Genomic DNA, 17,017 nt, shown 5'->3' with positions numbered 1-17,017 from the left:
AAAGATAAATGGCAGAAAAATAATATATTAACTAAATAAAAAGAAGAAAAATATGGCAATGCATACCTGGTTTGAGTGCAAAATCCGTTACGAAAAACTAATGGAAAACGGAATGAACAAAAAAGTAACCGAACCTTATTTGGTAGATGCACTCAGCTTTACAGAAGCAGAAGCACGCATTATTGAGGAGATGACTCCATTCATCACAGGAGAATTCACCGTTTCAGATATCAAACGCGCCAATTACAGTGAACTATTTCCCAGTGAAGAGGAATCGGCAGACCGCTGGTTCAAATGCAAACTCATCTTTGTCACTCTGGACGAAAAAAGTGGTGCTGAGAAAAAAACATCCACACAGGTATTAGTGCAGGCATCTGATTTGCGTGATGCTGTGAAAAAACTGGATGAAGGAATGAAAGGTACAATGGCTGATTACCAAATTGGTTCTGTAGCCGAGACTGCCATTATGGACGTATATCCATACAGTGCAGGACCTAATGACAAACCGGAAGTTTAATTGAGTGTTGAATTATGATTTATGAATTTCATAAATAGTACTTCAAATTTAATTCATACTATGACAGCGTTTTATTGAAACACAAATGATCGTAGATTTTTGCAGATTTAGAAGGCTTGCCGTATTTGAGAGACGATATTCTTTGCGTGAATTTACGATAATCTGTGTTTCAATGATACGATCATTTAATTAGGATACTTACAATGAAATTTTTCATAAATCATGATTCAAAAAACATAATTTATAAATCAACAATATGAGTGTTGCGGAGAATCTAAGAGAAGTACTGACCGAACTTCCTCCAAGGGTCCGGCTGGTTGCTGTTTCGAAATTCCATCCCAATGAAGCGATAGAAGAAGCATATAATGCGGGACAGCGTATTTTCGGAGAAAGCAAGGTGCAAGAGATGACTGCCAAACACGAGAGTTTGCCCAAGGATATTGAATGGCATTTCATCGGACACTTGCAAACGAACAAAATTAAATATATGGCTCCTTATGTAGCCATGATTCATGGAATCGATTCATACAAACTACTTGTAGAAGTAAATAAACAAGCTGCCAAAGTTGAGCGTACTATTAAGTGTCTGTTGCAATTGCATATAGCACAAGAGGAAACAAAATTTGGTTTCAGCGCTGAAGAATGCAGGGAGATGTTGTCTGCCGGAACATGGAAAGAACTGAAAAACGTACAGATATGCGGACTTATGGGTATGGCCAGCAACACTGATGATGTTGAACAAATAGACCGGGAATTCTGTTCTTTAAATAGCCTTTTCAAAGAATTGAAAGCTACTTATTTCTCTCATTCAGACACTTTTTGTGAACTATCTATGGGTATGTCACATGATTATCCTCAGGCTATTGCCGAAGAAAGTACGCTTGTACGGATAGGAAGCAAGATTTTTGGAGAAAGAGACTATAACATTTAAAATTATCTACTATGACCGATTTAAAAACTACTTTTGCCGGGCTTCAACTTAAGAATCCCATTATCATTAGCAGTTCGGGACTAACCAATAGTGCCGGAAAAAACAAGAAGTTGGCCGAAGCAGGAGCCGGAGCCATCGTATTGAAATCGCTTTTTGAGGAGCAGATACTTATTGAAGCTGATCAGCTTAAAGATCCCACATATTCTGAGGGTAATGATTATCTGGCTGATTATATCAGAGAACATAAACTGGCCGAATATCTGGAACTGATCAAAGAAAGCAAGAAAGTATGTGATATTCCAATCATCGCAAGTATCAACTGTTATACAGATACAGAATGGATTGATTTTGCAAAGCAGATGGAAGAAGCCGGTGCGGATGCATTGGAAATTAATATCCTCGCAGTGCAATCGGACATTCAATATAAATATGGCTCGTTTGAACAACGCCATATTGATATTCTGAGTCATATTAAAAAAGTCGTTAAGATTCCTGTAATCATGAAACTGGGTGATAACCTGACCAATCCTGTGGCGCTCATTGACCAACTTTATGCTAACGGCGCAGCAGCAGTTGTATTGTTCAACCGTTTTTACCAGCCGGATATTGATATTGAAAAGATGGAACATATCTCCGGAAATGTATTCAGTAGTGCTTCCGACTTATCCAAAACACTTCGTTGGGTAGGAATTGCTTCTTCAATGGTTGATAAGATCGATTACGCAGCATCCGGAGGGGTACACAAACCTGCAGCTGTAGTAAAGGTGATTCTGGCAGGAGCATCAGCTGTAGAAGTATGTAGTACAATCTACCAAAATACCAACATGTATATTGGAGAAATGACCCGTTTCCTGGCCACATGGATGGAACAGAAAGGGTTTAAAAGTATTGCACAGTTTAAGGGAAAATTAAATGCAAAAGATGTGCAAGGCATCAATATGTGGGAACGTACTCAATTCTTGAAATACTTCTCCAACAAATAGAGAATAAAAAAAATAGCTGCGTTATTTTTGTAACACAGCTATTTTTTTATCCTTTATTTTTGCCTATTAGTTCTTCTTATCCAACGCTTCAAAACAAGAGTTCTTACTTACAAATTCGGGAACAATATCCTTCATTGCTGCTACAATCTTCATCTGATCGTACGTATAACTCATTTCAATTAAATTCTGGATACGCTCTTTTACTTCATCATAATCATACTCGCGGACGGTAGCAATCATAATCTTATCGTGATAGGTAGGTTTTGTCAACTCCTTCACGTTCAAAAGTTCCTCATATAACTTTTCTCCATGCCGTAATCCGGTAAACTCTATTTTTACATCTGTACGCCCCGAAAGACTAATCATACGCTTAGCCAAATCAACAATCTTAACCGGTTTGCCCATGTCGAAGATATAAATCTCCCCGCCATTTCCCATACTTCCGGCTTCAAGTACCAATCTACAAGCTTCAGGAATAGTCATAAAATAACGAATAATTTCAGGGTGAGTCACAGTTACAGGACCTCCGCGCTGAATCTGATCACGAAAACGAGGAATAACAGAGCCATTAGAGCCTAATACATTTCCAAAACGAGTAGTGATAAATTGTACGGTTCCCTCTCCTTTTTCCTGTAATTTCTTAGCTAAAGACTGCACATAAATCTCACAAATACGTTTGGAACATCCCATCACATTCGTTGGATTTACAGCCTTATCAGTAGAGATCATCACAAACTTCTCTGCACCGTATTTTACAGCAAAATCAGCTAAAATACGTGTACCTGCTACGTTTACCTGAATAGACTCGGACACATTATCCTCCATCATTGGCACATGTTTGTAGGCAGCTGCATGGAATATATATTGAGGCTTATATTCACGGAAAATAGCTTCAATACGGGTCGGATTAGAAATATCTGCTACGATTGTCTCAGCATCAATATCTCTCCATCGATCCTGCAATTCAAGACGAATATCATGCAATGGTGTCTCTGCCTGATCTACCAGAATAAGTTTATAAGGATTAAAAGAAGCTACCTGACGCATTATCTCACTACCGATAGAACCGGCTGCACCGGTAATCATCACCCTTTTTCCTTCAAGATGAGAAGCAATCTTATGAATATCCACTTCAATCGGTTCGCGTTGCAAAAGGTCTTCAATCTGGATTTCCTTCAACTGAGTACGATTCAAAGGCTGTCCACCCCACTCACTCAAAGGAGGTGCAGTAAGTAGTTTTATATTATGAGCCAACAAACGATCTGCTATATCCGTTTTCTTCAACTGATCCATCTTAGCCGGAGAAATGATAATGGTGTTCACATCGCGATCCTCCAACCTCTCAATCAGCGTATCATCATTGGGATACACCTTCACTCCCATCATAATCTTATCAATCAATTCCGGTTCGTCGGCAATAAAACCACGCAAACGATAATGATTACGTAAATTCACACGAAGTGACTTGGCTATATTTACACCTACTTCTTTTGCACCATAAATAAATACATTAACTGTCTGGCTACGGTCAAAATTAATGATTTCAAAAAACATTTTAACCACAATGCGCGAACAAGCCATCAGAGCAAAATTTATGACATACGCCATAAACAACACACTTACCGGAGCTATCTTTACATTGAAATATGTATCCAGAAGAACACTCGTAACCATCAACGTCCCATATGATACGGTGAGGGATACGAAAATGCGCATAATATCAACAAATGAAGAGAAACGCAGTACATTGGAATACGTACGAAATACCCGGAAAAATACCAGATTAACAATTACTGTCCAGAGAATAGTCTTATCAATAGTAGAAGAGTCTAAAAAAATACTACGAAAATCATAACGGAGCGCATATGACAACATACACGAAGATACAATAATAAAGACATCAATCAACAGAATAGTCCAAATAGGCAACACCTTTGAGGAAAGGTATCGATGAAAAAATCTTGGTTTCATTCTTTTTACAGTTTTTTGTTTTAGGCGTTGCAAAGATACATTATTTTTATCAACCACCGCTTTATTTTACAAAATAATAAAAAATCTTTTGTGTTTCCCTACAAATCAATAGAAACCGAAAATAATAAAAAAATGTAATAAACGCATTGAAATTCAATGATTCCAATGCGTTTATTACATTCTCAAAAACTTACTAATCAGAAAGGCAAAGGTCCTTCATCTCCTCCACCAAACGGATTGGCACTTTGTGGAGCAAAATCGGGTACAGGCGGCGGAACATTACCAGAGCTACTATTCATACGTGAGCCAAGTACAGGCATCGCCCCTGCATCGGGCACAGGTATTACCATATCATCATCCGGATTCTGGAAACGAGTATATTCACCTTTAAATCGCAACAGAACATCACCCACAGCACCATTACGATGCTTTGCAATAATTATTTCGGCCATACCACGAAGATCATTTCCATGATCGTCCTGAAATATTTTGTAATACTCCGGACGGTGAATAAAACATACCATATCGGCATCCTGCTCAATGGCTCCGGATTCACGAAGGTCACTCAACTGAGGACGTTTTCCTTCAATACCCTCACGATTTTCTACACCACGATTCAACTGTGACAGAGCAATAATAGGAATGTTCAACTCTTTGGCAAGCCCTTTGAGCGAACGAGAGATAGTACTAACCTCTTCCTGACGGCTACCAAAAGCCATACCACTGGCATTCATCAGCTGAAGGTAGTCAATAATAATGATTCTTACACCATGCTCACGTACCAGACGGCGTGCCTTTGTACGAAGCTCAAACACGGATAGAGAAGGCGTATCATCTACATAAAGCGGTGCGTCGATCAGGTCTTTCAGTTTATAGTCCAACTGTTGCCACTCATATGCAGCAAGCTGTCCGCTCTTGATCTTTTCACTGGGTATTTCGCACACATTGGAGATAAGACGGTTCACCAACTGTACATTGCTCATTTCAAGCGAAAACAATGCAACTGGATTACGGAAATTGACAGCTATGTTCTTAGCCATGGAAAGCACAAAAGCCGTTTTACCCATAGCCGGACGGGCAGCAATAATGATAAGGTCGGAATTCTGCCAACCGGAAGTCATCTTATCCAGTTTAGTGAAACCACTCTCCAAACCACTTAATCCATCGGCACGGGCAGCAGCTTTCTGGATCAACTGATACGCTTCACTAATCACCGGATTGATCTGCGTATAGTCCTTTTTCATATTCCGCTGCGAGATTTCAAAAAGCTTTCCTTCGGCTTCCTGCATCAAGTCATCCACGTCGAGCGTTTCGTCAAACGCTTTACTTTGAATGCCACTGGTAAAAGTAATAAGTTCGCGTGCCAGGTACTTTTGCGCAATAATGCGGGCGTGATATTCAATATGCGCCGAAGAGGCCACTTTACTACTCAGCTGTGTGATGTAAAACGGACCACCTACTTCTTTCAAATCACCCCGTTTGGCAAGTTGTTCTTTTACCGTGAGAATATCCACCGGCTGCTGGTTGACTGCCAGATCGGTTATAGCAGCATAGATCAACTGATGACGATGTTCGTAGAATGATTCCGGACGAAGTATTTCACTCACCAAAGAATAAGCATCTTTCTCGATCATCAAAGCACCCAGTACAGCCTCTTCCAGTTCCGGTGCCTGAGGCTGAATACGTCCGTAATCAGTTATAGGTTGCGGAGTTTTGGATTTGGTATTACGTGGAGTTCTTTTGGGTTGTTCAGCCATCTTTATATTTACTATTTAAATTCTATTTATTTACAATCTAATCCTTAAGCACACTGCCAGTATGCAAAGGGGGGTGACAAAGATAGAAAATAAAAATGAGACTGATAGCAGAATAAGATAGCAAGACTGATAAGAAATGTCTATTTACAACCTAATAATGTGTATTTAACATTTATATATCTACACCATTAAAGTACGTACTTTATCCATATAAACTATGCATTTTAACTGTGCGTTAATTACCTATTTAACACTGCGTTAAATACGTAATTTTATAAGTAAGAGAACCTATTTATCTGCATTTTCTTCTTTCAAAGTACCAGATAATACTTCCCGTCAGTACAATCATCAGTATCGTACAGATGATAGATCCCTCAAAGCCAAAAGTACCGCCGTTCAAAATGGTATTCTCTGGCAGTTGCAACTGTAACATTGGTGGACAAAGCTCAATCCCGCTTACTTTATACCCCAACACAGGACCTTGTAACCAATTCCAGAACAGATGTAACGAAATCGGGAACCAGAGATTACGGGTATAGAGAAAAGCAGCTCCAAGCAGACAGCCAGCCAACACAAGATTCAGCATGGGAAGAAAAGCTACATTCGGATTGAAAAGATGCATCAGAGAAAATAACACAGACGAAATCAGCAACGAAAGGAATTTGTTAAGCCTCGTCCGCAGCAACCGTCCCAAAACATAGCCACGAATCATTATTTCTTCTGTAAGGGCAATAAGAATACAGACACCGAAACTCCCCGCCAGATTGGTAAAGCTAAAATGAACTCCCATAATCCTGACCTCTCCCAATGCTAATGAAAGTCCGAATCCAATACCATACAGGAGTACAGCCACCAACAATCCATACAAGAAGTCTTTCCAACGCCCCCGGATACTAAGTCCTAAATCAGAAAACGGGCGATAATCGCAATATTTAAGAACAAACAAAGCAGGAAGAACACTGGCCAACAAACTGGCTGTCTGGATAACTGCATATTGGGACAGTGTATACGATCCATGTACTCCCGAAAGCCCCAAACCAAGATAAGCAGCCACAGAAAGCACCATGGAAAGAAAGAAATATAATCCTATATAAACAGACAGACTGATAAGTACGTGAACCCCTGTCCTGGGATTTTCCTGGCGGATAACATTTTCTTGTTCCATATATAATAATTTACTTTAGAGTATGCCACAATCATATAGCCTTATAGTAAAACTATGCCCACTGCCGCATTATTAATTGTTAAGCCGGAAGCAAAAATAACTATAAAAAACAAAAAGAGAGGCTTGTTCTCTCTTTTTTCTGTATATTTGTCTAAATAAAAGCTCACTCATGAAAATAAAACATTTATTTATAGGTCTGTTCCTGGCTGCAACGACCCCGGGAATTATGGCGCAACCTATTAAAAAGCAGTATTTTGTATCCAAAGCAGGAACATTGATTTCAATGATGACCGAAGACGAAGCAAACAGTGTTACTCATCTTACACTGACAGGAAAAATCAATGCAGAAGACTTCAGACACCTGCGGGATGAATTTAAAAACTTAGAAGTACTCGATATCTCAAATGCAGAGATCAAAATGTATACAGGAAAAGCCGGAACACATCCCGACAAATTCTATGTATATATGCCCAACTTTATTCCTGCATATGCATTCTGCCAGGTAGTAAACGGACAACCTCAAGGAAAGATGTCATTGAAAAAAGTGGTTCTTTCAGAAAAGATCAAGAACATCGAAGATGCTGCTTTTAAGGGTTGCAGTAATCTTGCTATTTGCCAGATCAGAAAGAAAACGCCGCCCAATCTCCTTCCGGAAGGGTTGGCAGACAGTATTACTGCCATTTTCGTCCCATTAGGTAGCAGCGACGGATACAAAATAAAGGATAACTGGAAATCATTTGCCTTCATCGAAGGAGAACCACAGGAAGCTACTTTGCAAGTGGGTGCAATGAGTAGTCTGGAGAGTGAAATACAAAAGGCAGGCTTACAGCCCAAAGATATCAACTTCCTCACAATTGAAGGTAAATTGGACAACAACGACTTCAAACTAATCAGAGACTACATGCCCAACCTCGTTGCTGTAGATATTGCAAAAACAAATGCAACTTCTATTCCGGATTTTACATTCTCTCAAAAAAAATATTTGCTTCGTATAAAATTGCCCCACGGACTAAAGGTGATCGGCCAACGTGTATTTAGCAATTGCGGCAGATTATGTGGTACGGTAGAGTTACCCGCCAGTGTAACCGCTATTGAATTCGGTGCATTTATGGGATGTGATAATCTACGGCATGTGGTAGCTACAGGAGATAAAATTACAACATTGGGTGATAATCTATTTGGCGACGGGGTAGAAAACAAGTTGATATACAAGTAGGAATCGAGAAAATTAATAAAGAAACATAAGAGTGTACATTTTTGTCATGCAAGAGTGTACACTCTTGTTATATAAAGATGTACACTCTTGCATGACCAAAGTGTACATTCTTATTTTAATTGATTATCAGCACCTTACATCGAAATAATAAAATAAAAAAACGAGCAAATTCTTTTAAAGAATTCCTCGCCTCTGATAAGAAAAGCCATAAGGCTTTTCTTTTGTTTTCCTCTTTTTTCCTGAATTACAATCTTCTTTCTTACCTAAAAAAACTTCAATTACCTATTATTCTATTGTTATCCTTATTAATCTTTTACCTTTTATTTGTACCTATTGAAGCTTTGTTTATACCTTAAATTCTAATACCTTAATTTCTTATTTTTACCTTTTAAACTAATAACAATTTCTCAATTGCACTGCAAAGATACAGCTTTTTTCCGTGTGCGCAAACGGTTTTGCGTTTTATAACACTTTTTAAAGCTATAAATCTTTCACATCACTCAGTTCAACCAGCTTATTTACAATAGCATAGATAGTCAAACCGGCAGCACTGTGTATTTGCAGCTTTTTACTGATATTTCTTCTGTGAGTGATTACAGTATGGATAGAAAGAAACAGTTTTTCGGCTATCTCTTTGTTTGTCATCCCCTTCACTACACATACCACAATTTCTTTCTCCCGCTGACTTAGTGTCTCCTGTCCGTCTTCCTCTATATCAGGCTCAATATTCTCCAAACGGGTTATCTTGTTGGAAAGTGTCTCCAGGTCATCAAAAATAGAGATGGAATCGTCGTATTTACTTAGCAGGTTTGCATCAATAAACGAACTTACCAGTGCCACCACCCGAATTCCTTTTCCAGTCGTTTCTTCACGAAATCGCACTACATCAAAATAGTCACCAAATGTTGGGTTTACTACCAATATATCGGGATACTGCGTACGCAGACAGTCGTGTAATGCTTCAACAGAAAGAAGTTCTACCGGCTGGACTTTCAGATTAGGCAAACGTTTTAATGCCAGTGTCAACCCACTACGGATAATCACAGAATTTTCTGCAACAGCTATGCGAATTGCTTCGTTATTTTTCATTGTCATTCATCCTCCTTTCCAACTTCAGAATAGCAGGAACAAAAATATAATCTTCTACTTTACAATGAGACTCAAGCCCCTCTTCACAAGCATATATATCAAACAATGCAGCATTAAGCAAATTGGTGTTTGCCTTAGCAGGACAGTATTTAATAATAATATTTTTAAGTTCAGTCAACTTCTCTCCTACCTGATCATGGTGTTTGGAGAATGTACTGATTTGATAATTCTTTGGTGCGTTATTCTCAAGCAGCGCATCTACATACTTAAACACCGTTCTCTCCTCATACTCCATGTGTTTGCGTACTTCCCGCATATATTCGTCGAAGAATTTAAGAATAAGAAAAGATACATCGTTCTCTGAACAATCAATAGCTTCCAGTAGTTTGCGCCGTATAGCAGGCAGACAGAACTCCAAAAAATAAATATGAGCCTGCCGCAAGTAGTCAACCAATGCCGGAATAGACAGACCATCTGTTTTACCATCCATACGCGAAAATCCCTCGGCCATAAAATTCACTACCGCAAGAAACGTCGGACAATCGACTCCATTCATCTCGCAAACTTCTTTTACCGTTTTGTCTCCAAAGCCCAAAGACAACCCAAAACGGCTCATAACCTGTAACAGAGAGTAATTATCACTGATAAGATCAATCATCTTATCGGAGGATTTATATTTTTGTAATCTGTCCATTTATACCTATTTTTATATTACGCGTACAAAGGAACGGATATTTTTTCGTGCACGCAATCCCCATTTATAGGTATTTTGGGGATTTAAAAATTAATAATTAAAAATTAAAATGCTTATCTTTGCGACGTTAGTCCGGGAAGAAACCTTGACGGTAAAGTTCATACAAGCCTGTAATAAGGCTCATAATCAGAAAGAATTTATCAAGCTACAACACCGGTCTTTTAATTTTCAATCTTTAATTTTTAATTATAAATCATGGCAAAAGAATTAGAACTGAAATACGGCTGCAATCCTAACCAGAAGCCTGCCCGTATCTTCATGAAAGACGGAGAACTGCCCATCGAAGTATTAAACGGACGTCCCGGATTTATCAATTTACTGGATGCATTCAACAGCTGGCAATTAGTAAAAGAGCTGAAAGAAGCTACCGGACTTCCGGCTGCCGCTTCCTTCAAGCATGTCAGCCCGGCAGGTGCTGCCGTAGCGGTAGAAATGAATGAGACGCTAAAGAAGATTTACTTTGCAGACGATCTTCCACTTTCTCCGCTGGCTACTGCTTATGCCCGTGCCCGTGGTGCAGACCGTATGTCATCTTATGGTGATTTCATTGCTCTTTCTGACACGTGTGATGAAGAGACGGCACGTCTTATCAATCGCGAAGTATCCGATGGGGTTATAGCGCCTGATTACACACCCGAAGCACTGGAAATTCTTCGTAACAAACGCAAAGGTACTTACAATGTTATAAAAATAGACCCGGCATACCGCCCTGCTCCTATCGAGCATAAGGATGTTTTCGGTATCACTTTTGAACAAGGACGCAATGAATTGAAAATAGACGAATCTCTGCTCAAAGAGATGCCGACCCGGAATCAGGAGATTCCTGCCGATGCCAAACGCGATCTGCTTATTGCCCTCATTACATTAAAGTATACACAGTCCAACTCCGTATGCTATGCCAAAGACGGACAGGCTATCGGTATTGGTGCCGGACAACAGTCACGTATCCATTGCACCCGCCTTGCCGGAAATAAGGCTGACATCTGGTATCTACGTCAACATCCGAAAGTAATGAACCTCCCCTGGAAAGATAAAATACGCCGTGCCGACCGCGACAATACAATAGACATTTACATCTCTGAAGATTATATGGATGTATTGGCAGACGGCAGTTGGGAACAATTCTTCACCGAAAAGCCGGAAGTACTGACCCGCGAAGAAAAGCGTGAGTGGCTGGATACGCTAACCGGAGTAGCATTGGGTTCAGATGCCTTCTTCCCTTTTGGTGACAATATTGAGCGTGCACACAAAAGTGGTGTAAGTTATATTGCACAACCGGGAGGTTCGGTACGCGACGATCATGTGATTGAAACGTGTGATAAGTATAATATTGCCATGGCATTTACGGGTATCCGTCTGTTTCATCATTAATATAATTAATAAGGTGTAAAAGCATCTATCTGGCTCCAACATACTTATTAATAATCAATAGTAACATCCCCATTTATAATGAGAACCAATGTGTTATTCCATTATAAATGGGGATTTTCTATTTCATCCGGCTACCCTATCTTTGCACCATTATAATAAAACAGAAATTGAAAATGAATAAAATTGGTGTATTTTACGGTTCTACTACAGGAACTACAGAAGACGTGGCCCGTCGCATTGCAGAGAAGTTGAATGTCCCTCAGGGAGATATTCATGATGTTTCAGTATTGACTGATGCTCTGGTAAAAGAATATGATGTATTGGTATTGGGTACTTCAACCTGGGGCGCAGGCGAATTGCAGGACGATTGGTATGATGGCGTTAAAGTTCTGAAGAAAGCAGACCTGTCGCATAAGTTTGTGGCACTATTTGGCTGTGGTGATTCCGATTCATACGCCGACACCTTCTGCGATGGAATCGGTATCTTATATGAAGATCTGAAAGCCAGTGGTTGTACATTTGTTGGTGCAGTAGACACTGCAGGGTATACTTTCGATTCATCCGTAGCAGTAGTGAACGGCAAATTTATGGGGCTCCCTATTGATGAAGTGAACGAAGACAGTCAAACAGACGAACGTATCACTCAATGGGTGGAAATACTCAAAAAAGAAATTAACTAATACTTTTTATTATATATACTTGCATTATGGCTACTGAAAGAACAATCCCCGGAGAGGTAAGAATTTTCCTGAATCACATTTATGAATTTAAGAAAGGAGTACGCAACATGGTACTCTATACCATGAATCGTGAATATGAAGAATTTGCAGTGCGCCGACTGGAGAATCAAAACATCAGTTATATGATTCAAAAAGTAGGGCCAAACAAAATCAACCTGTTCTTTGGTAAACCGGAGTGTATGGAGGCTATCCGCCATATCATCATCCGTCCGCTCAATAAACTGACTCCTGAAGAAGATTTCATCTTAGGAGCTATGTTGGGGTATGATATCTGCCAGCAATGCAAGCGATATTGTGGTAAAAAAGGAGGTATTAAGATTGCCGTTTAGTATAGTTTTTTGTATGTGTTAGCTTATTTGCATGTCTTTTTGGGGAAAGAAGCCGCTTCGTTAGGGAAAGCGGCTTCTTCTTTTATCTTTCAATAATTCCACAGAACATAGTATCATACTTTACATCTATAAATTCAAATTCTACCTGATAAAAACTCTTATTTACAACCCAATATATAAATTAGAAACCTTCTATTTTACCCATATCCGATTTAACATTATTACAAATAAAATAAGAACTACAACACATTGTTTATTTTGCCAATTCAATTAATACCAATTCTCATCATCATTTGCAGTTATTGTTTCAATAAGAGCATTAAGAAAATCATCATTGTATAACTTAGAAAATCGAATGTGTTCTATTTCTTTAATAATACTATCACGACTTTCTATTCTTCGTTTAATCGTATATAAATCATATAAAGATTCTTCATTGGGATTATTTGATAAATAATTTTGAATATTTTTCACTATTTCCAAATACAATTGATTTTGTTTTATCGTATCACCCTGCGAAGCAAATGTCAGAGCTTCAAATGTCTTCAAATACATATTCTTTTTATAACCTACTCCAAAGTCTAAAGAATCAAATGATGCAATATAATCCTTTCCACGTTCGTAATCTTTCAATAGATATATCAAAGAAACCTTAAGTTCAAATACCCTATATTTAATAGGTTTACAATCAATACTATCTAAATATTGTTCTGATTTTCGTAGAAGCAAAGTGTCGTGACTTAAGGAATATTTACACCAACAATCCAATGCCTTTTCATACAATAAATCGCAACGTTTGTTATCTTGCATTGTGCAAGAAGTTATTAATATACATAAAACAATAATATAATTTACCTTGTAAAACATACTTTCAATTTTATTTAGTCCACAAATGTTTAAATGAAATAGGAATAGGAGCCACTGGATGAGCCACAATTGGTGTTTTCCCTCCAGGAGTTGTAATCCACCAATTGCCCTCAACTTTAATTTGCAAAAAATCATTACCTCTATACAAATCTAATTTTGGAATATTTACAGTTGATGTTTTAACAGAAGAACCAGCTTCAAGCAACTGTGGACTATCTGGTGTTTTTAAAGTAGAGGTATATGCTTTATCACCATACTGTACATTCACTAAACCTACATTCTCTATATTTCCATCTAATCCCGAATTTGAACTGACATTTGTAACCTTGATTTCTACTCCATTAAAAATTCTTCCTTCTCTAGTGTAAGAAACGTTCACATCAATTGTAGCATTACTTTTTTCTTTTACATTTATCATATGAGAAACAGCATATCTCCCTACTTCTGCATCTGAAGCAATCGAACCTATTCTGTTAGAACTATATTCAAGAAAAGAAGTAGGCAATCCTAAATGAGAAAGAATATCAGAATCATTCGCTCCAACATATTGATATCCCTTAGGTATTGTAGATTCTGCAGTAATATCATTTCTCCACTCATAATTAGAAGTACCATTTGCAACTATCCAATCCTTTCCATTCGGATCAATATATTTTATCGGATTATTCATACAATACGCATACGGACTTATTGAATAATATTTCTCACACAACGGATCAACAGACATAAATCGTCCTAAAGCCGGATCATGCCAACGGGCCTGAAAGTCATATAAGTTTAATCCCATCAATCTCTCAAGTTCTTTACCTCCAAAACGATATGCCTGCGGATTTTTTCCCCACTTGGAATCTATTACCGGCATACCATAAGGGAAATAGTCATCCATTCCTTTTACAGAACCCGTTGAAAAAGCAGTAGCCCTATTATTTCCTAAATGATCTTTGATATAAAAATAATATTCCCCATCTTTAATATACCCATTATCTATAAGAATCTTATCAAGATATGGTTCACCCTCAGGAGTTGTTTTATATATAATATTTCCAAAATAAAATGTAGCCTCGTCTCTGTCAGTAGAAGCCATTGTTGATACTCCTCCTGCTATTTCGGCAGGATTAAGCGAACGTCTTAATGATACAGAGCTTGAAGCCATTATCTTCTCCCCCGTTGCTAAGTAAACATAAGTAATACTACCGGATGCCAAATTATTATTAACGGTTATTTGTTGCGGTAAGTTAAGACTATTATTTATTATCGTTGCACCTTTATAAGGATCTTTTGTGACTGCACCATTCAGATCATACTCATAAGAAGCAGAGGTTCCAACTCCTGTTAAATTTCTAAAATCATATGAATAATATGTTTCTGAACAGTCTGTAGCATCAACCACTGATTGAACTTGATTCCCAGAATGAGTAATCGTCAATTCATCACAAGAATCGTAACTATCTTCAGCAGTGACACCACTCCTATCTATATATATAATATTCCCATGCTTATCGTACTCAAAAAAGGTGGTAGGTGCCGCTCCATATCCTGCATCCGCATAGCTTGTCATTCTTGAAAGATCATCATACTCCATTGATACTTCCCAATAATATTGAGGCCTTTTTGAATGTCTATATTCATTCATATATATCACATTCCCAATGTTATTATATTCAATACTTTCTCTATATACACTGTTATTTAGGTTTGTTGTCCATGAGCGGATATTGTATGAATAATCCGTTTGCAGACCTTCCTGACCATTTGCTTGTTCCGAAATCAATCGCCCCAATTCATCATATGTATTTCGAGCAATAACAACCTCATTCCTCTCATTCAATTTATGTCGTGTTTCTATTAAGCGTCCTGCATGATCATACTCATAACTATATAGTTCACTGGTTTGATTTATATCAGTCATTAAGTGCTCATGCAATCTTTTTACAGGTTGTCCTTGAAAATTATAAGCTAAATATTCATTGTCAAATGCTTCTCCTGACATTCTACTCTTCCTGGACTGAATAAGGCGTCCACGATCATCACAATATAAAGCAGAATGCTCATCTAAAGCTCCTTCCCAGCCTGCAGGAATTGTATTTACATAAGTACCGGTGAGTAGCCCTTTTGCAGAATAATCATTAACATTATATCGTTTACCATACCCCGGACGATCTTCGTATACGAGTTCTTTATTCCTATCGGTAAGAAAATCATAATTATCATAATAATTATTCATAAAGTATCTTCTATTTTCAGGAATAAAATCGGAGAAAGAATATCCTTTTTCTACGTTATATGTTCCAATGACAAGCTTATCCTTATAATTTTCATTTGATATATCAGTATTCCGACAAGTACCGGTTTGAACTATTCTACCTAACGCATCAGGAATAGAATATATCCATTCATGCTTTTTGCGTGATTCACCATCCTGAGTAAAGATCAATCGATCTGTTCTATCATATACATAATAAATCCAGTCACATCCTGGCAAACGCTTTCTAATGCAACGGTTACGTTCATCATATTTATATAGATAGGCATATTGCTTTACTTCAAGACTATTATCTGCCATAGATTTATTCTCCTTTATTATTTTATCGGCTAATATCGGAGGAATAACATAATTCAAATTACCAAAATCATCATAGACATAATAAGTATCGTGAGCTTCATTATTGTTCATCTGTCGAATAAGAATAGTTTGTTCCAAGCTATTTTTAAATTCATAAGAAAGATTTCCTATTTCATTCTTCTTTTCAGTTACATATAATTCCCCCGCAGCATATAACCCAGACTTTACAAGAGATGCATTTAAGCCACTACCATCTATTTTGAAGTACATACAAGAACGATTACCAGTAGCATCATTTGTCAAATAACTCACCTTATTCGAAGAATTACTACTGTGCCAGTTAGCTCCCGGACCGTATTGTTCCAAAACTCTATTTAAAGGAGATGCTTCATAAATAGTTTTTGAATACGGATTTGAATCATTCCCATAAGAAGTAATTGCCGACGATTTTAGATCTGTTACATTAGTGAAATTGCCATTATTTCCCATTATAATTGCAGGCAACCATGTAGCACATTCTCTCCCATACATATCATACTCTTGCAATGTTACCAGACTGTTATGCGCAGGAGTAATACCAACCTGAACTGTTTGCGTCAGACGTCCTAAGCCATCAAAATATTCTATTACATCTAAATATTTATTTTGATCCGTCTCATCCACCATAGTTCTGGTCTTGATATAGTTTTGATCCTGACTTTGTGATAATACACAAATAGAATATATTAAGTATACTATAGCTAATATGTATTTTTTCATAATCA

The 17,017-nt window shown here is 37.9% G+C and carries 14 protein-coding genes; 7 read left to right on the top strand and 7 right to left on the bottom strand.

Annotated elements, in window-relative coordinates:
• Positions 1-52: 52 nt before the first annotated feature.
• The 3 genes from K8P02_RS06330 (at position 53) to K8P02_RS06320 (ending at position 2,431) form a co-directional block, all read left to right on the top strand.
• Positions 53-517 carry a DUF4494 domain-containing protein gene (locus K8P02_RS06330; protein ID WP_002559826.1) on the top strand — a complete coding sequence of 155 codons (465 nt, stop codon included), beginning with the start codon at positions 53-55 and terminating at the stop codon, positions 515-517.
• A gap of 256 nt (positions 518-773) precedes the next feature.
• Positions 774-1,448 carry a YggS family pyridoxal phosphate-dependent enzyme gene (locus tag K8P02_RS06325; protein WP_007485906.1) on the top strand — a complete coding sequence of 225 codons (675 nt, stop codon included), beginning with the start codon at positions 774-776 and terminating at the stop codon, positions 1,446-1,448.
• Positions 1,449-1,459: 11 nt separating this feature from the next.
• Positions 1,460-2,431, top strand: a complete 972-nt coding sequence (locus K8P02_RS06320) for a dihydroorotate dehydrogenase-like protein (protein WP_025867154.1) — start codon at positions 1,460-1,462, stop codon at positions 2,429-2,431.
• Between the two features lie 66 nt (positions 2,432-2,497).
• Here K8P02_RS06320 and K8P02_RS06315 read toward each other — a convergent pair whose 3' ends face one another.
• The 3 genes from K8P02_RS06315 to K8P02_RS06305 form a co-directional block, all read right to left on the bottom strand.
• The gene (locus K8P02_RS06315) at positions 2,498-4,402 is read right to left on the bottom strand and encodes a polysaccharide biosynthesis protein (protein WP_025867153.1); all 1,905 of its coding nucleotides are present in this window, start codon (positions 4,400-4,402) and stop codon (positions 2,498-2,500) included.
• A 197-nt stretch (positions 4,403-4,599) separates the two neighbouring features.
• Entirely contained in the window at positions 4,600-6,159 is a 1,560-nt protein-coding gene (dnaB, locus tag K8P02_RS06310) for a replicative DNA helicase (protein WP_025867152.1), read from the bottom strand.
• A gap of 292 nt (positions 6,160-6,451) precedes the next feature.
• A complete protein-coding gene (locus K8P02_RS06305; protein WP_025867151.1) occupies positions 6,452-7,324 on the bottom strand; it encodes a CPBP family intramembrane glutamic endopeptidase in 873 nt (290 codons plus the stop codon).
• Between the two features lie 169 nt (positions 7,325-7,493).
• Between K8P02_RS06305 and K8P02_RS06300 the strand changes: the two genes are divergently transcribed.
• Positions 7,494-8,540, top strand: coding sequence for a leucine-rich repeat protein (locus K8P02_RS06300; RefSeq protein ID WP_025867150.1), 1,047 nt, complete (start codon positions 7,494-7,496; stop codon positions 8,538-8,540).
• Positions 8,541-9,020: 480 nt separating this feature from the next.
• Here K8P02_RS06300 and K8P02_RS06295 read toward each other — a convergent pair whose 3' ends face one another.
• Complete coding sequence (locus K8P02_RS06295) at positions 9,021-9,629, bottom strand: response regulator transcription factor (RefSeq protein ID WP_025867149.1); 609 nt, start codon at positions 9,627-9,629, stop codon at positions 9,021-9,023.
• Positions 9,619-10,323 carry a hemerythrin domain-containing protein gene (locus K8P02_RS06290; protein WP_025867148.1) on the bottom strand — a complete coding sequence of 235 codons (705 nt, stop codon included), beginning with the start codon at positions 10,321-10,323 and terminating at the stop codon, positions 9,619-9,621. Before K8P02_RS06290 ends, K8P02_RS06295 begins: the two co-directional genes overlap by 11 nt.
• A gap of 255 nt (positions 10,324-10,578) precedes the next feature.
• On the opposite strand from K8P02_RS06290, the gene K8P02_RS06285 reads away from it, so the two are divergent.
• The 3 genes from K8P02_RS06285 (at position 10,579) to K8P02_RS06275 (ending at position 12,823) form a co-directional block, all read left to right on the top strand.
• On the top strand, positions 10,579-11,754 hold the full coding sequence (locus tag K8P02_RS06285) for a phosphoribosylaminoimidazolecarboxamide formyltransferase (RefSeq protein ID WP_002559816.1): 1,176 nt from the start codon (positions 10,579-10,581) through the stop codon (positions 11,752-11,754).
• A gap of 173 nt (positions 11,755-11,927) precedes the next feature.
• The gene (gene fldA, locus K8P02_RS06280) at positions 11,928-12,434 is read left to right on the top strand and encodes a flavodoxin FldA (protein ID WP_025867147.1); all 507 of its coding nucleotides are present in this window, start codon (positions 11,928-11,930) and stop codon (positions 12,432-12,434) included.
• Positions 12,435-12,460: 26 nt separating this feature from the next.
• Entirely contained in the window at positions 12,461-12,823 is a 363-nt protein-coding gene (locus tag K8P02_RS06275) for a DUF2023 family protein (RefSeq protein WP_025867146.1), read from the top strand.
• A 270-nt stretch (positions 12,824-13,093) separates the two neighbouring features.
• Here the strand turns inward: K8P02_RS06275 and K8P02_RS06270 are convergent, their stop codons facing one another.
• Together K8P02_RS06270 and K8P02_RS06265 are read right to left on the bottom strand one after the other, a co-directional pair.
• Positions 13,094-13,633 (bottom strand): hypothetical protein, encoded by a 540-nt coding sequence (locus K8P02_RS06270; protein WP_223382127.1) that lies wholly within the window; start codon positions 13,631-13,633, stop codon positions 13,094-13,096.
• Positions 13,634-13,700: 67 nt separating this feature from the next.
• The gene (locus tag K8P02_RS06265) at positions 13,701-17,012 is read right to left on the bottom strand and encodes a DUF6443 domain-containing protein (protein WP_025867144.1); all 3,312 of its coding nucleotides are present in this window, start codon (positions 17,010-17,012) and stop codon (positions 13,701-13,703) included.
• Between the last annotated feature and the right edge of the window lie 5 nt (positions 17,013-17,017).

It is taken from the genome of Bacteroides nordii (genome assembly GCF_019930665.1).
Lineage (GTDB): Bacteria > Bacteroidota > Bacteroidia > Bacteroidales > Bacteroidaceae > Bacteroides > Bacteroides nordii.
Note: the sequence above shows the minus strand (reverse complement) of the source record. Positions and strands in the feature narration are given on the sequence as shown.

Excerpts from the sequence above, each read along its gene's own strand:
- K8P02_RS06290 (WP_025867148.1), bottom strand. The coding sequence starts at position 10,323 with ATGGACAGATTACAAAAATATAAATCCTCCGATAAGATGATTGATCTT.
- K8P02_RS06275 (WP_025867146.1), top strand. The coding sequence starts at position 12,461 with ATGGCTACTGAAAGAACAATCCCCGGAGAGGTAAGAATTTTCCTGAAT.
- K8P02_RS06325 (WP_007485906.1), top strand. The coding sequence starts at position 774 with ATGAGTGTTGCGGAGAATCTAAGAGAAGTACTGACCGAACTTCCTCCA.
- K8P02_RS06270 (WP_223382127.1), bottom strand. The coding sequence starts at position 13,633 with ATGCAAGATAACAAACGTTGCGATTTATTGTATGAAAAGGCATTGGAT.
- fldA (WP_025867147.1), top strand. The coding sequence starts at position 11,928 with ATGAATAAAATTGGTGTATTTTACGGTTCTACTACAGGAACTACAGAA.
- K8P02_RS06300 (WP_025867150.1), top strand. The coding sequence starts at position 7,494 with ATGAAAATAAAACATTTATTTATAGGTCTGTTCCTGGCTGCAACGACC.
- K8P02_RS06295 (WP_025867149.1), bottom strand. The coding sequence starts at position 9,629 with ATGAAAAATAACGAAGCAATTCGCATAGCTGTTGCAGAAAATTCTGTG.
- K8P02_RS06285 (WP_002559816.1), top strand. The coding sequence starts at position 10,579 with ATGGCAAAAGAATTAGAACTGAAATACGGCTGCAATCCTAACCAGAAG.
- K8P02_RS06265 (WP_025867144.1), bottom strand. The coding sequence starts at position 17,012 with ATGAAAAAATACATATTAGCTATAGTATACTTAATATATTCTATTTGT.
- dnaB (WP_025867152.1), bottom strand. The coding sequence starts at position 6,159 with ATGGCTGAACAACCCAAAAGAACTCCACGTAATACCAAATCCAAAACT.
- K8P02_RS06315 (WP_025867153.1), bottom strand. The coding sequence starts at position 4,402 with ATGAAACCAAGATTTTTTCATCGATACCTTTCCTCAAAGGTGTTGCCT.
- K8P02_RS06305 (WP_025867151.1), bottom strand. The coding sequence starts at position 7,324 with ATGGAACAAGAAAATGTTATCCGCCAGGAAAATCCCAGGACAGGGGTT.
- K8P02_RS06330 (WP_002559826.1), top strand. The coding sequence starts at position 53 with ATGGCAATGCATACCTGGTTTGAGTGCAAAATCCGTTACGAAAAACTA.
- K8P02_RS06320 (WP_025867154.1), top strand. The coding sequence starts at position 1,460 with ATGACCGATTTAAAAACTACTTTTGCCGGGCTTCAACTTAAGAATCCC.